At 65.6% G+C, this 14760-nt stretch carries 22 protein-coding genes; 7 read left to right on the top strand and 15 right to left on the bottom strand.

Annotated features, from left to right (window positions below):
- Positions 1 to 4: 4 nt before the first annotated feature.
- From AC4QBL_RS10050 to AC4QBL_RS10040, 3 genes are all read right to left on the bottom strand, one after another.
- Positions 5 to 298 (bottom strand): 2Fe-2S iron-sulfur cluster-binding protein, encoded by a 294-nt coding sequence (locus tag AC4QBL_RS10050; RefSeq protein WP_472907116.1) that lies wholly within the window; start codon positions 296 to 298, stop codon positions 5 to 7.
- A 465-nt stretch (positions 299 to 763) separates the two neighbouring features.
- On the bottom strand, positions 764 to 1309 hold the full coding sequence (locus AC4QBL_RS10045; protein ID WP_472907117.1) for a class I SAM-dependent methyltransferase: 546 nt from the start codon (positions 1307 to 1309) through the stop codon (positions 764 to 766).
- Between the two features lie 103 nt (positions 1310 to 1412).
- Positions 1413 to 1883, bottom strand: coding sequence for an SRPBCC family protein (locus tag AC4QBL_RS10040; protein WP_472907118.1), 471 nt, complete (start codon positions 1881 to 1883; stop codon positions 1413 to 1415).
- A 214-nt stretch (positions 1884 to 2097) separates the two neighbouring features.
- On the opposite strand from AC4QBL_RS10040, the gene ylqF reads away from it, so the two are divergent.
- Positions 2098 to 3039 (top strand): ribosome biogenesis GTPase YlqF, encoded by a 942-nt coding sequence (gene ylqF, locus AC4QBL_RS10035; RefSeq protein WP_472899804.1) that lies wholly within the window; start codon positions 2098 to 2100, stop codon positions 3037 to 3039.
- Positions 3040 to 3134: 95 nt separating this feature from the next.
- Positions 3135 to 3737 (top strand): NAD(P)H-dependent oxidoreductase, encoded by a 603-nt coding sequence (locus tag AC4QBL_RS10030; RefSeq protein WP_472907119.1) that lies wholly within the window; start codon positions 3135 to 3137, stop codon positions 3735 to 3737.
- A 45-nt stretch (positions 3738 to 3782) separates the two neighbouring features.
- Here the strand turns inward: AC4QBL_RS10030 and AC4QBL_RS10025 are convergent, their stop codons facing one another.
- The 8 genes from AC4QBL_RS10025 to AC4QBL_RS09990 form a co-directional block, all read right to left on the bottom strand.
- Complete coding sequence (locus tag AC4QBL_RS10025; RefSeq protein WP_472907120.1) at positions 3783 to 4064, bottom strand: DUF427 domain-containing protein; 282 nt, start codon at positions 4062 to 4064, stop codon at positions 3783 to 3785.
- A gap of 10 nt (positions 4065 to 4074) precedes the next feature.
- The gene (locus tag AC4QBL_RS10020; protein ID WP_304840148.1) at positions 4075 to 4215 is read right to left on the bottom strand and encodes a hypothetical protein; all 141 of its coding nucleotides are present in this window, start codon (positions 4213 to 4215) and stop codon (positions 4075 to 4077) included.
- A 102-nt stretch (positions 4216 to 4317) separates the two neighbouring features.
- Positions 4318 to 4914 (bottom strand): DsbC family protein, encoded by a 597-nt coding sequence (locus tag AC4QBL_RS10015; protein ID WP_472907121.1) that lies wholly within the window; start codon positions 4912 to 4914, stop codon positions 4318 to 4320.
- 59 nt (positions 4915 to 4973) lie between these two features.
- A complete protein-coding gene (locus tag AC4QBL_RS10010) occupies positions 4974 to 5420 on the bottom strand; it encodes an RcnB family protein (protein WP_472907122.1) in 447 nt (148 codons plus the stop codon).
- A 111-nt stretch (positions 5421 to 5531) separates the two neighbouring features.
- Complete coding sequence (locus AC4QBL_RS10005; RefSeq protein ID WP_472899798.1) at positions 5532 to 6014, bottom strand: tellurite resistance TerB family protein; 483 nt, start codon at positions 6012 to 6014, stop codon at positions 5532 to 5534.
- Positions 6015 to 6108: 94 nt separating this feature from the next.
- Positions 6109 to 6729, bottom strand: coding sequence for a DUF938 domain-containing protein (locus AC4QBL_RS10000; protein WP_472907123.1), 621 nt, complete (start codon positions 6727 to 6729; stop codon positions 6109 to 6111).
- An 11-nt stretch (positions 6730 to 6740) separates the two neighbouring features.
- Positions 6741 to 7166 carry a DUF6691 family protein gene (locus AC4QBL_RS09995; RefSeq protein ID WP_472907124.1) on the bottom strand — a complete coding sequence of 142 codons (426 nt, stop codon included), beginning with the start codon at positions 7164 to 7166 and terminating at the stop codon, positions 6741 to 6743.
- Positions 7163 to 7636: a YeeE/YedE family protein gene (locus AC4QBL_RS09990; protein ID WP_472907125.1), complete on the bottom strand. Its 474-nt coding sequence runs from the start codon at positions 7634 to 7636 to the stop codon at positions 7163 to 7165. Before AC4QBL_RS09990 ends, AC4QBL_RS09995 begins: the two co-directional genes overlap by 4 nt.
- Before the next feature lie 61 nt (positions 7637 to 7697).
- On the opposite strand from AC4QBL_RS09990, the gene AC4QBL_RS09985 reads away from it, so the two are divergent.
- Positions 7698 to 9008 carry a leucine-rich repeat-containing protein kinase family protein gene (locus tag AC4QBL_RS09985; RefSeq protein ID WP_472907126.1) on the top strand — a complete coding sequence of 437 codons (1311 nt, stop codon included), beginning with the start codon at positions 7698 to 7700 and terminating at the stop codon, positions 9006 to 9008.
- 21 nt (positions 9009 to 9029) lie between these two features.
- On the opposite strand, the gene AC4QBL_RS09980 is transcribed toward AC4QBL_RS09985, so the two are convergent.
- Both AC4QBL_RS09980 and AC4QBL_RS09975 read right to left on the bottom strand, forming a co-directional pair.
- On the bottom strand, positions 9030 to 9557 hold the full coding sequence (locus tag AC4QBL_RS09980) for a pseudouridine synthase (protein WP_472907127.1): 528 nt from the start codon (positions 9555 to 9557) through the stop codon (positions 9030 to 9032).
- Between the two features lie 18 nt (positions 9558 to 9575).
- Complete coding sequence (locus tag AC4QBL_RS09975; protein WP_472907128.1) at positions 9576 to 10499, bottom strand: peptidoglycan DD-metalloendopeptidase family protein; 924 nt, start codon at positions 10497 to 10499, stop codon at positions 9576 to 9578.
- A 107-nt stretch (positions 10500 to 10606) separates the two neighbouring features.
- Here AC4QBL_RS09975 and AC4QBL_RS09970 point away from each other — a divergent pair, with 107 nt between their 5' ends.
- The 4 genes from AC4QBL_RS09970 (at position 10607) to AC4QBL_RS09955 (ending at position 12442) form a co-directional block, all read left to right on the top strand.
- Positions 10607 to 11350: an SOS response-associated peptidase gene (locus AC4QBL_RS09970; RefSeq protein WP_472907129.1), complete on the top strand. Its 744-nt coding sequence runs from the start codon at positions 10607 to 10609 to the stop codon at positions 11348 to 11350.
- A gap of 234 nt (positions 11351 to 11584) precedes the next feature.
- Positions 11585 to 11944 carry a collagen-like protein gene (locus tag AC4QBL_RS09965; protein ID WP_472907130.1) on the top strand — a complete coding sequence of 120 codons (360 nt, stop codon included), beginning with the start codon at positions 11585 to 11587 and terminating at the stop codon, positions 11942 to 11944.
- Positions 11945 to 11975: 31 nt separating this feature from the next.
- The gene (locus AC4QBL_RS09960; protein ID WP_472899789.1) at positions 11976 to 12134 is read left to right on the top strand and encodes a DUF3309 family protein; all 159 of its coding nucleotides are present in this window, start codon (positions 11976 to 11978) and stop codon (positions 12132 to 12134) included.
- Positions 12135 to 12274: 140 nt separating this feature from the next.
- Positions 12275 to 12442 (top strand): hypothetical protein, encoded by a 168-nt coding sequence (locus tag AC4QBL_RS09955; protein WP_472899788.1) that lies wholly within the window; start codon positions 12275 to 12277, stop codon positions 12440 to 12442.
- A 112-nt stretch (positions 12443 to 12554) separates the two neighbouring features.
- On the opposite strand, the gene AC4QBL_RS09950 is transcribed toward AC4QBL_RS09955, so the two are convergent.
- Both AC4QBL_RS09950 and AC4QBL_RS09945 read right to left on the bottom strand, forming a co-directional pair.
- Positions 12555 to 13703 carry an outer membrane beta-barrel protein gene (locus tag AC4QBL_RS09950; RefSeq protein ID WP_472899787.1) on the bottom strand — a complete coding sequence of 383 codons (1149 nt, stop codon included), beginning with the start codon at positions 13701 to 13703 and terminating at the stop codon, positions 12555 to 12557.
- A gap of 37 nt (positions 13704 to 13740) precedes the next feature.
- A complete protein-coding gene (locus AC4QBL_RS09945; RefSeq protein WP_472899786.1) occupies positions 13741 to 14658 on the bottom strand; it encodes an ice-binding family protein in 918 nt (305 codons plus the stop codon).
- Between the last annotated feature and the right edge of the window lie 102 nt (positions 14659 to 14760).

The raw sequence follows: 14760 nt of genomic DNA, 5'->3' as shown, positions 1-14760 counted from the left end.
CCCGTCAGGCCCCGGGGCCGTGCAATACCACGTCGGTTTCGGCGCAAGCCACGCACGCCAGCACGCTGCCCGTGGCTTTTTCTTCGGGCAGCAGGCCCGGCCATTCCACCGTGTAACGCACTCGGCCCGACGCCAGCCGGCCGATGCAGGCCCTGCATGTGCCGTTGCGGCATGACACCGGCCAGGGCACGCCCGCTTGCTGCAGAGCCTGCCACAGCGTCTGGCCGGGCGCTGCGTGCAGGGTTTGGCCCGTGTCCAGGCGGATCGTCAGGGGTTGCGCGGGCTGGGTGGGTTCCATGCACCGCAATCTACCTCAGGAGCCCCCGCAGGGTGCCGCGCAAGCGAAAGCTTTGAACTGCCTTTTAATTGGGCAGGTTAGTGAACTTCCTTTTAAATCAAGTACTTGCGTGCTCTGTACAGGACTCGCCCGGAGTTATGCACAAGCTTGTCCAGTGTTCCGTGGGACAAAAGGCCTGCCTGTGTCTAAACACCTCGGTGGGGCCATTTTTTGCCCTTGGCAGAGCCGGGGCTGTGGGTAACTTGGGTGTTCCGGGGTGGTTTTTTGGGTTTTTCAGGGTGTTGCCTGTTGATTAAGCAGTCTGTCAGAACCCTTTAAAAATCAAACACTTGCGTTCGCCGTACAGGGATTGCCCTGGCTTATGCACACAGTTGTCCCAGATTTGCAGGGACAAGTCCTGCGGCGAAGTTGTGCGCGCTGCGCCGCGTTTCAGGCCCTGTGCATAAGCCACCGCCTGCGGCGGCGTCAGGCCGGGTAAGCCTGGCCCCAGTAATGAAACGTCCAGGGTTTGGGGCCGGGCAGGTAGCCGGTGTGCAGTTGCGGGCAGCGCAGGCCCGCGGCGTGCAGCAGCGCCGGTATGTCGCGGTTCAGGTGGCAGCCGCCCGCCAGCGGGCCCCAAAGGCCTTGCAGCCGGTCTTGCCAGCGGGCCACCGCGGCGTCGGGTGCGCGGCCGTGTTCGCAAAACAGCAGCGAGCCACCGGGCGCGAGCACACGGCGCATTTCCTGCAGGGCGGCCAGCGGGTCTGGAATGGTGCACAGCGAATACGTGACGACCACCGTGTCAAAGCTGGCATCCGGCCTCGGGATGCGCTCGGCCGACAGCGCCAGCAGCTCCACATCGAGCCCGCTGGCTTCGATGCGGCGGCGGGCACGGGGTTGCAGTTCCAGTGCCGGGTCCAGCCCGGTGATGCGGGTCACGCGGCCCGTGTCGTAGTGGGGCATGTTCAGGCCGGTGCCCAGCCCCACTTCCAGCACACGGCCCTGCGCCAGGGGCACCACTTTCTGGCGCATGCGGCCAACCATGGGCAGGCCGCAGGCCAGGTCAAGCGCCCAGGGGAATACCTTGTTCTGGTAACAGCGCCAGCACATCAAACCACCCCCGGTGTGGCGCGGCTCACACCTCGCCGCCGAAGCGGACAATCAGGTTGTCGATGTACTTTTCCACGAGTTTTTCAAACTCGCCTTGCACCACCGGCACCACGATCATTTTCATCAGGCCCGGCAGCGGCACCTCAATCTCGCCCTGAATCGCCAGCTTCACACTGGTGGACTTCTTGTTGTCCACGATCGTCCACTGGCCACCCACCAGGGCATTGCCCACGCCCTTCACAGGCGTCCACTTCACCGTGCCTTTGGCCTTGTCGCTCACGTACTTGCTGGCGTACACGGTCTGGATGTTCACCTGGGCGGTGCCCACTTTTTCCATTTCCCACTGGTACACGCCGCCGCCCAGGTCGGTGAGCTGGTCCACTTTGGGAAAATGGCTGACCGAGGTGGGGACGTCCGACAGCACCTCAAACACCTCAGCCGCTTTGGCTTTGACGTCGAATTCGTAGCCCAGATCAATCTTGACGGTGATGCTCATACAAAGGCCCTTTGTGCGGTGTTGCGGGTGGTTCTGAAGAATGTAGGTTCATTGTAGGGACGCCCGTTGCGCACGGTGCACGGGGCTAACACCAAGCACCGGGGGCGGGCCTTGTACCTCAACGCCGCCCGCGGCAGGGCAAGGCACAATCTTGGGTTACGCGGCCGGGGCTGAACCGGCTGCGGACCCATTTCCCCAGAAAGACGATTTCCAGATGAGCATCCAGTGGTTTCCCGGGCACATGCACCTCACGCGCAAGGCCATCACCGAGCGTGTGAAAGAGATCGACGTCGTGATTGAAATGCTCGACGCCCGCCTGCCCGGCTCCAGTGCCAACCCGCTGCTGGCCGAGCTCACCAGCGGCAAGCCCACGCTGAAAGTGGTCAACAAGCAGGACATGGCCGACCCCGAGCGCACCGCGCTCTGGCTCGCCCACTACAACGCCCAGCCCAAGACCCGCGCCATACCGCTGGACGCCAGCGACACCGCGCCCGCCCGCGCCATCATTGCGGCTTGCCGCGAGCTCGCGCCCAACCGGGGCGGCATGGTCAAGCCCATGCGTGTGCTCATTTGCGGCATTCCCAACGTGGGCAAGTCCACGCTGATCAACACCCTCATGGGCAAGCGCTCGGCCAAGACCGGCGACGAAGCCGGTATCACCCGCAACGAGCAACGCCTGGCCCTGGCCGACGACTTCTACCTCTACGACACGCCCGGCATGCTGTGGCCGCGCATTGTGGTGCCTGAAAGTGGCTTCAATCTGGCCGCCAGCGGCGCGGTGGGCCGCAACGCTTACGACGACCAGGAAGTGGCCCTGGAGTTGCTGGCCAAGCTCAAGGTGGCTTACCCGGCATTGCTGGAAGGGCGCTACAAACTGGGCCTGGCGCTGGAGGCCATTGCCAGCATGCCCGACGAAGATGTGCTGGAGGCCATTGCGCGCAAGCGCGGAGCGCTGGCTACGGGTGGCCACGCCAACTGGCAAAAGGCCGCCGAGCTGCTGATTGCCGATTACCGCAGCAACAGCATCGGCCGCGTGACGCTGGAAACACCTGAAATGTTTGCCCAGTGGCTGGCGGCCGGCAACAAAGCCGACGCTGAACGCCAGAACCGCAAAAAAGAGCGCGGCAACAAACCCAGCAAGCCGCGCAAACGCTGAGCGGCTGAGCGTCTGCGGTCGCCTTGGTTGACCGGGCTCAACCACCGTCCGGTGGTCGGGTGACAGCATGGAGGCTCCATTGTCTGGAGCCTGCCATGCCGCCAACCGCCGCCGCCCGCCGTATTCTGTTGATTGAAGGTCACCCCGAAGCCGGGGCGCGCCACCTCAACCATGCGTTGGCCGATGCCTACGCCGACGGCGCCGAGGCGGGGGGCCACACCGTCAGGCGCGTGGTGGTGGCTGAGCTGGATTTTCCGCTGCTCAGAAGCGCCCAGGACTGGGAACAAGGAAGCTTGCCGCCGGCATTGCAGGGCGCTCAGGACGACCTGACCTGGGCACAGCATGTGGTGCTGTTTTTCCCGCTGTGGCTGGGCGACATGCCCGCGCTATTGAAAGGCTTTCTGGAGCAGGTGGCCAGGCCAGGGTTTGCGTTCAAAAAAGAGGGCAACAACCCGTTTGGTCACAAGGGGCTGAGCGGCCGCTCGGCGGGTGTGGTGGTGACCATGGGCATGCCCGCGCTGGTGTACCGCTGGTATTTCCGGGCACACAGCCTGAAGTCGCTGGAGCGCAATATTCTGGGTTTCGTGGGCTTTGCGCCCATTCGCGAAACCCTGGTGGGCACGGTGGACAAGCTGGGCGAGGCCGATGTGGTTCAGCTGGAGGCCAGATTGCGCAAACTGGGGCAACGGGCGCAATGAGCGCTTGGGCCTGGCCGGGCGCTCAAGCCTGCGCGGTGCACGGGCTCAGGCCTCGATCTTCACGCCCTTCCAGAACGCCACGCGTCCCCGGATGTTCTCGGCTTCGGGTTTGGGGTCGGGGTAGTACCAGGCCGCGTCGGCGTTGAGTTCGCCGTTGACGAGCAGCGAGTAATACTGCGCCTGGCCCTTCCAGGGGCAGCTGGTGCGGTGGTTGCTGAAGGTGACGAAAGCGCGGTTGAGTGCGCTTTCCGGAAAGTAATGGTTGCCTTCCACCAGCACCGTGTCGTCGCTTTCGGCGACCACGGCGCCGTTCCAGGTGGCTTTCATCGGCCCAGGCTCACTTGTTTTTCTCTTTGCCGCGCGGCAGCACCGAGGTCATGGGTGGTGTGGGGCGGTCCGAGGTGGCTGGGCCTTTGGGGGCCGAGGTGTCTTTCTTCGGCTTTTTTGACATCTTTTCGTTGCGCTGTTCTTTGCCCATGGGGGACTCCGTGTGCAGCCGCGACATGCGGTCTGATGTGTGAATGTTAAGCCACAAACGGCTGGGTTTTGCGGCTGCTGTGGGTGCTTGCTGCGGTTCCGGTCAGGGCTGTCCCAGGCCCAGAAATTCGCCCAGGGCTTCGGTGCTGAGCGCACCCGCCTGGGTGATCACCTGGCCGTTGCGGGCGTGGCGAGCCACCATGAACGGAACCGAGTCCGCACCCAGCCGGTCCAGCAACTGGCTGTTGGTCTTGATGGCCGCCAGCACGTCGTCGGGAATGCTGCTGGATGCCGACATGCCGCCCTGGCCGCTCAAAATGGACTGTTCGTGTGCCGACATGGTGGCCACCGGGTCGGTCGCCTGCATCAGCGCCGCGCCCTGGGGCACGCTCTTGGGGCCCATGATGGCCACCGGGACCCACACAAACTTCACTTTGCCCAGCAGGGGCAACGCTGCGTTCCACAAGTGGCCGCAGTGCGGGCACTGAGGGTCAAACAGCACGTACACCGGGTTGGCGCTCATGAGCGCCCCCACCGTGAAACCTTTGGCCTGCGCCGCGACCGCCTCGTAGGCTTGCGCGGGCGCAATGGCTGTGGCGGTTTCGGTGGATGCGGGCGGGTTGCTGTCTGTTTTGGAGCAGGCGGCAAGCCCCAGGGCCATGGCTGCGACCAAGGGAAGGATGGCGTGTCGGATGTTCATGGGGTGGAGTGTGTTGGCGTTGGACGGGCGACATCATCGCAGACAAGCCCGGTGTGCGCTCAGTAGTTCAGCACCAGGTGTGCAATCAGGCCGGTGGCCACGGCGATCAGCACGTAGTCAGCACCCACCTGCACCCACTGGTGGCCGCGTGGCGGTGCGCTCAGGCGGTGGGTGCGGTGGTTGACCACCACGTACTGGCGGTTGCGGTATTCGCGGGGAATGGTGGCGCCGCGTTTGAATGCCGGGCCGCGCGCATGGAAATGGCGGTCGTTGCGCTGGTCGCGGAAATCGCGGCGGTCGTCCTTTCGGTGGTCGCGTGCGCTGTGCCGGTCGTCCTGCCGGTGGTCGCGGGCGTCGCGCCGGTCGTCTCGGCGGTCATCGTGTCGCTGTACCCGGGGTGGCTCCTCGCGCTGGCTGCGCGGGCTGTTGCCCTGGGCAAACGAGAGCGAGCTGACGCTCAGCGTGGCAGCGGCAATGGCGTAGACAACAAAATTTCGGGTTGACATGGAGGTTCTCCTGGTGGTGAACCTGCATGGTGTGGTGCCCATGTGTCGCGCTGGTAAAGCCCCGTGCCCGCGCGTGCAAAGCTGGGTAGCGAGTTGTGCGGGGCCTCGCTATCAGCCCTGGGTTTGCGTGGCTTCTTGCGCGCGCAGTTTGGCGCCAATGTATTCACCGTGGGTGACGTGCAGCAGCCCCGCCACCTTGCTGATCACGTGGTGCTCGTTGGCGTGGATGTGCTCGTCGGCGTAGGCCACTTGCCACATGGCCTCCACCACCCGGATTTTTTGGGCTTGCGTGAAGCGCTCGTTGAGCAGGCTGGTGAAGCGCTGGTAGTCGTAGGCGGTGCGGGCCGTTTCATGGGCCAGCTCCAGCAGGCGTTCAAGCTCGTCGTCGGCCAGCGCAAATTTGCCGCGCAGCGCCAGCAGCACGGTGTCGCGCTCGGCTTCGTCCAGGGTCGGGTCGGCGCGCATCACTTCCACCAGCAGCACGGCGGTGGCGAGTTGCAGGGTGTGTTCTTGCTCGGCAGCGGGCTGGGCGCCGGCCGCTGAAGCGAGGTTGGCTGTCAGGGTGTCCAGCAGGTCTTTTAGGGTTTTGAACATGGGGATTGGGAGCTTGTGGCGTTGAAGGGCTGAGCCTGTGGCTGGCCCAATGGTTCCCCGCAAGGGGTGTTGGGCAGCACACCTGCAAGGGCGTTCAGGTTGGGCGGCCCCACACCAGCAGCAGGTTGTTGGACGGCATGGCGTGGCGCTGCAGCAGGGCCAGGCCAGCGTGTTGCGCCTGCTCGGTCACGTCGGCGAGCTGGCGAATGCCCCAGTCGGGGTGGTTGGCGCGCAGGCTGGCGTCAAACGCGAGGTTGCCCGGCGAGGTGGGCACGCCGTGCTCCAGGTAAGGGCCGTAGGTGATGAGCACGCCGCCCGGCGACAAGTGGCGCGCGGCGCCCTGCATCAGGGCGGCGCAGGTGGCCCAGGGCGCAATGTGCAGCATGTTGGCGCAGTAAATGGCGTCAAACAGGGTGCTGAACGCGGGCCCTTCGGCGGGCCACTGCGGCGCCAGCACATCCAGCCGCCGCGCTGGTGCCACACGGCTCAGGCCGGCCTCGGCCACGCGCGCATTGATGGCGGGCAAGGCGTGCGCTTCAAAGTCGGTGGGTTGCCAGTGCCAGCCCGGCAGCCCAGCGGCAAACCACACCGCGTGCTGCCCGGTGCCCGAGGCAATTTCCAGCGCCGCTCCCTGCGCGGGCAGCACCGCTTGCAGCCGCTCCAGAATGGGCGCCTTGTTGCGGTCGGCGGCAGGGCTGAAGGGCAGGTTGCTCATGGTGGGCGCTTTCAGGCTTTGGCCCGCATGCCCTGCGCCAGGGCGCCCAGCGCAATACCGGCCAGCGCCCACAGCAGGCTCCAGTTGCCGGTGCCCAGGCCGGCAATGGCGGGGCCTGGGCACACGCCGCACAAGCCCCAGCCCACGCCAAACAGCGCCGCACCGGTGACGGTGTCGCGGTTCCAGTGGCTCACGTGCTGGTGAAAGTAACCACCCAGCAGGGGCCGGCCCAGCACGCGCGGCGCCACTTTGTAGGCCAGCAGCGTCACCAGCACGGCCCCGCCCATCACCAGCATGAGGCCGAAGTCTTCAAAGCGCAGAAAGCTCAGCACCACCTCGGGCTGCACCATGGTGGACAGCGCCAGGCCAAAACCAAACAGGGCGCCGGCGGCCAGCACCGCCAACAATTTTGCGGGCGTCATTTGTGTGGTGCTCATGCCAGCCACCATGCCGCCAGATTGGCCGTGATGAACGCTGTGGCCATGAAGGTGAGCACCGCCAGCAGCGAGGGCCAGTTCAGCGAGCCCAGCCCGCAGATGCCGTGGCCCGACGTGCAGCCGTTGCCCAGCCGCGCGCCATAGCCCACCAGAAAACCACCCACCAGCAACAGCGCCACCGGCACCTCGGTGGTGAGCGGTGTGCCGTCTGACATCAACAGCCACCACACCCCGGCGCCCAGCACCAGCCCCAGCGCATACACCAGCCGCCACACGCGGGTGTCGGTGAGCCGGGCCTGCTGAAAAAACGGCCGCTGCAGCACAAACGACCAGGTGCTGGAAAACACGGTGCTCATGCCGCCCACCAGACCCGTGAACAGAAACAGCAGCGCCACACCGGCACCAATGAAGGCCCCGCCCAGCAAGTAGTGCTGCCAGCCGAGGGGAAAGAGAGAAAAGGCTTCGATCATGGGGCAGGATTATCCGTGGCTTTGATAATCGGAACCCGGCCTTGTCCCTCACTCTATTTGCATGCACACCCTGGAACAACTGCGCAGCGGCGCGCTCGCCGGCACCCGTCGGCTCGATTTGAGCTGTGGCCTCACCGAGCTGCCTCCCGAGGTGCTGGGCCTGGCGGACACGCTGGAGGTGCTCAACCTGAGTGGCAACCGGCTCAGCCGCCTACCGCCCGACCTGGGCCGCTTGCACCGGCTGAAAATCATTTTTTGTTCGGACAACGATTTCACCCATTTGCCCGAGGTGCTGGGTGACTGCCCGGCGCTGGATATGGTGGGCTTCAAAGCCAACCGAATCCTGGATGTGCCGGCGGCGGCGCTGCCCGCCGCGCTGCGCTGGCTGGTGCTCACCGACAACGCGATTGCCGAGCTGCCCAGCGCGCAGGGTGAGCGCCCCGCGCTGCAAAAACTCATGCTGGCGGGCAACCGTCTGAGCCGCCTGCCGGCCAGCCTGGCCGGTACGCAGCGGCTGGAACTGGTGCGCCTGGCGGCCAACCAGTTGACCCATGTGCCGGGCTGGTTGACTGAGCTGCCGCGCCTGGCCTGGCTGGCGCTGGCGGGCAACCCGCTGGGCTGGAGGCTGCCACCGCTGCCACCCTTGCCCAGCGTGCCCTGGCGACAGCTGCAGGTTGGCGAGCGGCTGGGCGAAGGCGCTTCGGGCCATATTTACTGCGCCCACCAGTTGGATTTAGCCCACGGCGAGGCGCAGGCCCTCAAGCTGTTCAAAGGTGCCGTCACCAGCGACGGCTTGCCCGAGCACGAGCGCGCCGCCAGCCTGGCCGCCGGGCAGCACCCCGCGCTGTGCACGCCCAGCGCGGAGCTGTGCGAGCACCCCCAAGGCTTGCACGGGCTGTTGCTGCCGCTGATAGCGCCCACCCACACCAACCTGGCAGGCCCACCCAGCCTGGACAGCTGCACCCGCGACGTGTACCCCAGCGGCTTGGGCCTGGGTGTGCCCGTGGCCCTGCGGCTCGCGCAGCGCATGACCGAGGCGGTGGCGCACCTGCATCGCTGCGGTGTGTTGCACGGCGACCTGTATGCACACAATATTTTGTGGAACCCGGCCAATGGCGACGCGGTGTTGAGCGACTTTGGCGCCGCCACCCGCCTGCCCGCCGACGCGCCTGCACTCAGCCTAGCGCTGCAGGCGCTGGAGGTGCGCGCCCTGGGCTGCCTGCTGGAAGAGTTGGCCCAACATGCCACAGTCCCTGCAGCCAGCCCCACCGTAGCTGGGCTGGCCCGCCTGGCGCAGGCTTGCCAGCATCCGCAGCCGTGCCAGCGGCCCACCGCAGCCGAGGTGTGCAGCAGCCTGCAGGCGCTGGGGTGAGGGGCTTTCGAGGCGCTGAATTCAGGCTTGCCAGGTGCCCGGCGCCAGCCCGTCCAGGCTGTGCGGGCCAATGGCCGCGCGTATGAGGCGCAGCGTGGGAAAGCCCACGGCGGCCGTCATGCGGCGCACCTGGCGGTTGCGGCCCTCGCGAATGATCAGCTCGATCCAGGCCGTGGGCTTGGACGCCCGCACACGGATGGGCGGATCGCGCTCCCACAGCCCGGGCGGTGGCGCCATGGCGCGGGCGCGGGCGGGCAGGGTGATCCCGTCGTTGAGCTGCACCCCCCGGCACAGCTGGTTCAGCGCCGCCTCGTCGGGCTCGCCTTCCACCTGCACCCAGTAGGTTTTTTCCATCTTGAAGCGCGGGTCTGCAATGCGGGCCTGTTCCTGGCCGTTGTCGGTCAGCAGCAGCAGGCCTTCGCTGTCGGCGTCCAGCCGCCCAGCCACGTACACGCCGGGCAGGTCGATGAAGTCTTTGAGCCCGCGCCAGCGGCCCTCGGGGGTGAACTGGCTGAGCACGCCGTAGGGCTTGTTGAATCGGATCAGCATGTTTGGAATAGGGGCAAATCAGGCGGCCAGAAACAGCGCCGGGTCCACCATGGTGCGGTTGAGCATGACGCCCCAGTGCAGGTGTGGCCCGGTCACGCGGCCGGTGGCGCCCACCGCGCCCACCGTTTCACCGGCGCTCAGCACATCGCCCAGCTTCACCTGTATGGCGCTCAGGTGGCACACCATGCTCAGCAAGCCGCCGCCGTGGTCCAGCCAGACGGTCTGGCCGTTGAAAAAATAGTCGCCTGTGTCGATCACCCGCCCGGGCAGCGGCGCCACCACTGGCGTGCCGGTGGGCGCGGCAATGTCCATGCCGCTGTGCGGGCTGCGCGCCTGGCCGTTGAAGACCCGGCGCAGCCCGAACGAGCTGGAGCGCCGCCCCGGCGTGGGCACCTGCATGCGCAGGCGGTTCAGGTCGGGCAGGGGTTCGCTGAAGGTGGCCATCACCTGTTGCTGGTGGGCGCGCTCGCGCTCAAAGCGAGCCAGGTCCTCGGCTGACAAGTCCACCGTTTTGGGCGCCACCTTCAGCCGCTGTTCGGCGTAGCGCTTGGGCGCAACGGTGTAGCGCAGGTTGTGTGGCGCAGCGTGGGCCGCGTGCACCTCAATGTGTGCTTCCCCAGGCACAGCGGCCAGCGGTATGCCCACCAGCGCCGTCCATTCGATCACGTCGCCCAGCACCAGCAAAGGCACCGTGCTGCCGTCGGTGGCGGTCACAAACGCCAGAGGCCGTGTGGCCGACGGCCTGAGCGACAGGCGGGCGATGCCGCCCGGCACCGGCGCCATGGGGGGCAAGACGCTGCTGGCACCATCGGCTGAGCTGGCCGCTGCGGCCCGCCCTCCTGCGCTCCAGGCCAGAAGGCCTGCGGCGGCCAGCAGCACGGTGCGGCGGTTGGGGGCTACGGTTGCCGCAGCGTGTGAACAAACAAGGTCAGAAACGGACACCAAAACGCCTCACAAATAAAACCGATTTTGGCGGCAAAACGAAGGCGGCTGTTTCAGGCGCACCGGCCTTGGGTGGGTGCGCTGCGGCGTTCGGCTAGCATCGCCGCATGAGTTCCCAATACGAAAGCCTGCAGCCTGCCGCGCTGTACCCCGATGCCTTTAACGTGGCTGCCCCCGAAACCCCTGTGGGGCGCAACGTTTGGCCGCGCCAGCCGGGGGTGTTCATTCGAAAAGCGCAAGCCACCGCCGCGCCAGCCCAGCCGCTTGAGCATGCCGAGTCCGAGATGCCCGATGCACCGGCTGAGGGCACCGCTGAGGCCGCACCCGCCGAGGCGGCGCCTCTGGTGCTGGAGCTGGTCTCGGGCCAGTTCGGTTTCGTGCCGACATGGGTCAAATCGGCATCGGACGCCAAACTGCGCTCGACCAAGCTGGTGAACGCCCGCTCTGAAACAGCGAGCACGTCGAAATACTATTACGACGCCTGGACCCGCGGCCAGCGCTGCATCGTGCCCATGATGGCCTTCATTGAAGACGACTACCGCAGCGGCAAAGCCGTGCCCACCCGCATTGCCCGGGTGGACGGCAAGCCCATGGGCGTGGCCGGCTTGTGGGAACGCTGGAGCGGTGCCGACGGCCAGGTCATCGTCAGCTTCACCTTGCTCACGGTCAACGCCAATAGCCACGCGCTGATGAACCGCTACCAGCAGCCCGGTTCCGAGAAGCGCATGCCGGCGGTGCTCAACGAGGGCGCTTACGGCGCCTGGCTCACCGCCCACCCACAAAAGGCCAAAGAGTTCATGCGCGCCTACCCGGCCAACTGGCTTACTGCCAACCCGGTTCAAAAAAAGTAGGCGCGGCGCCTCGGGCGGTCGTCTGGTGCAAGAGGGTGGTGTGAGGGCCACCCTTTTTTTCGTCTGGGCCGGCAGGCCGCGGATTTTTCTGGTGTGGGTGTTCGGCAGCGCACAGATCGCAGCGGTGCAAACACCTACGCTGGAATGCAACAGATGGACAAGCCTGTCCGTCGGGTTGCGCTGTGTGGTGCGCCTCAGAGGCGCCGTCACACCCCCTCACTACAAGGAATCCCCATGAACCCTATTCGCCATTCCCTCTTGCTGATCGCTCTGTTGTCCACTTTCGGTCTGGTGGCCTGCGACCGCGAGCCCACGATCGTCAACACAGCCCCGGCCACCATCATGGTCCCCGGCCCTGCCGGCCCTGCCGGAGCCACTGGCGCCACTGGCAACACGGGCAACACGGGTTACACAGGTTCCACCGGCGCCACCGGTAGCACCGGATACACAGGCGCCACCGGTGCCACGGGCGACACGGGTTACACCGGCTCAACCGGTGCCACAGGCCAGACCGGTACCACCGGCATGCAAGGCGAAACCGGCAAGACCGGTGGTGACACCAACGTCATCGTTGTGCCAGCCCCTGCCAATTGATTGACCTTTCAACCCACCGAAGGAGAACACCATGGGCATCGGCACCATTCTTTTGATTGTCTTGATCCTCATGTTGGTGGGCGCCATTCCGACGTGGTCCCACAGCAAAAGCTGGGGCTACGGGCCCAGCGGCGGTCTCGGGCTGATCGCGGTCATTCTGCTGGTGCTGCTGGTGATGGGCCGCATCTAGCCGCTCCTTTGGCCATGCTTCGAGAGTGCCCTCGGTGCTCTTGAGGCTTTTCTCTGCCGGTCTGGCCAGTCCGAAAAAAATGCCCCCGACGGTTCGCCACGGGGGCATTTTTTTGCGTGCGGTGTGTCCTCACAAGACGCGTGGCACAGATCACCCACGCGATGCCGTTCAAGCCGGGTGCGACGCAGGGCGCTCGTGCAGCAGAAAAACCTTGTTGCGTGGTCTTGCCGGGCCTGAAAGCTGGGGCGCTGCCGCACAGTGTGGTCAAGGTTTCCCGCGCCGATCTGCGCCGTCTGTATAAAAAATAGCGCCAATCGATGCCCGACGCACAGGCGGCAAAAAGGCCGCTGTCGCGGCCTTTTTTTCTGGTGCATGCGCGCCTGTCGCCAGACAGGCTGGCTCAAGGCGCTGGGTCGTTGATCAGCGGGTGCCGGTGACTTCCACGTCAACCCGGCGATCGGGCTGCAGACAGACCACAAGTGCTGGAGTGCGCTGGTTGCCTTGGCAGTCTTCAGGCTGGGTGACTGGCTGTGTCTCGCCCATGCCGATAGCCGAAATTTTGCTGGCATCGAGCTTGCCTGCCGTGACCAAGTGGCTCTTCACGGCCGCAGCGCGCTGTTCCGACAGGCGCTGGTTGTAGGCCTCGGAGCCCAGCCGGTCGGTGTGGCCTTGGACACGGACCGACCCGTAGGTGGTTCCTGCAAGATCTCGGGCGAACTGGTCGAGCGCCATTCGGCCTTCCGGCTTTACCGTGTCGGCGTCAAAGCCGAACAACGATTCCGCCGAGAGGCTCACGCGCTTGTGCACAACCACCGCTGGGGCAGCCGGCGCGGGCGGCGGCGGTGCCTGCACGATGACGGGCGCGACCACAAGCACCGGCTCAGGCGCCACGGCGCGTGCCACACGCTCGGGTTCAGGGCCTCCAAAACGGTACACCAGGCCGACCGACACCATATCGATGTCGCCTTTGTTGCCGATGGCGTCGTTGACACGGTAGCGCTCTACTTCCAGCCGCATGGCAAGGGCATCGCTGAACGCGTAGTTCAGGCCGACGCCATATTTGGCGTTGGTGCCATTTTTGCTGGCGGTTGGGTTGCTCACGTTGACTGCACCGGTGCTGGAGAATCGGTCGTTCGCGCGGGCGTAGTTCACACCGATGCGCCCGATGGCCGACAGCTTACCGGTCAGCGGCAGGGTGCCCACCAGGTCCAGGTTCAGACCTTTGACGCGCATCTCGCCATTGAGCGTGCCTTCTGGGACCGTATGGGCGGTGTAGCCGATCTTGCCGAGGTCAAAGTAACCACCTTCGAGCGCAAAGTAGGGGCTGAGCTGGTACCCGCCGAAGAGCTTGAAGCCGTTGCTGCGGTCCCGGTCGTCGATCGAGGTGGTGTTGAATCCCTGTACCAGCAGGCCACTGGCGATGCGGGCGTCGTCGATCTCCGCACCGGTGCGGCCAACGTTGGCCCCGCCGTACCAGCCGGACTGTTGTGCCAGGGCCATGGGGCTGGCGAAGAGTGCCAGGGTCAGCAGGCTCAAAGCGCCTGCACTTTTGTGGGTGGTGGGTGTCATGTTGTTCTTCAAAAATAGGTTGCTGAGCAAGGGCGCGTCAAGGCGCTGGCACGTTGATCACCGTGTTCACCAGGGTGACCGACGCGTCGAGCGAGAGCGCGCGGCCGTTGAGCGTGACCAGTGCGACGTTGCCTGGCGTTGAAAACGCGACACCCGCCTGAGAAATGATGGTGCCCACCATGGTGCCGCCACCGCCGGCGTTGATGGTGGCTGCGCTGCCCACCTGCCAGAACACGTTCTTGGCTTGTGCGCCGCCGGCGAGCACCACGCTCTGCGGAAATGCCGCGCCTGGGCCGCCCACCGTGAGGGTTTGGGCCATCTGAAACACCCACACCGCGTTGGCATCGCCTTGGGCGTCCAGCGTCAGGTCACCGCCTTCAATCATGAAAGTGCCTGCCGCAGCCGTGTAAACGCCGGGTGCGAGCACCAGGTTGGCCAGGTTGCCCGCACGGGGGTCAGGGCCACCGGCCAGACCAGCCAGCGTGTTGTAGGCCGCCAGAGCGTCTGCGCGTGCTGCGGTGGCTGTCGCAAAGGTGTTGGCCGTGCCTTCGGTCGGGCAGTCAACAGTGGGCGGCGGCGGTGCGCTGTAAATGCTCCCGGTCACCAGGCCGGCATTGGCGCCGGTCACGGTGTACAGACAGTTGGTGGGCGCCGTGTCGTAAAAGCCTGTGATCGCAGTCGATACCGCCGTGGTGCCAATGTCGCCATTGATGACGGTGAAAGTACCCTGGTTGGTCGTGCCCGCCGAACCGCCAAAGATGCCGAAGGTGGATGCAGAAGCCAATGCGACTGTGGTGCCCACCAGCGGTGCAACGGCTGAATCCACGGTCGGGTTGTTGGCCGTGCCGTCAAAACCCAGCACAGGGTCGCCACCGCCACAGGCCGCCACCAGGGTGCTGAGAACCAAAGGAGCGATCCATGTCCAGGGGCGGTGGGTGATTGGGTTGATTTTCATGGTGTTCTCGTTGGCGGGTTTTAGGGTCTTCGGCCACGTCTGGTTGTCTTGGTGGCCGCACGGCTCGAAAGGCTTCGCTGCTACGGCGTACCAGCGTTCGTG

It is taken from the genome of Hydrogenophaga sp. L99 (genome assembly GCF_058731905.1).
This window is presented reverse-complemented; position numbering and strand designations above follow the sequence as displayed.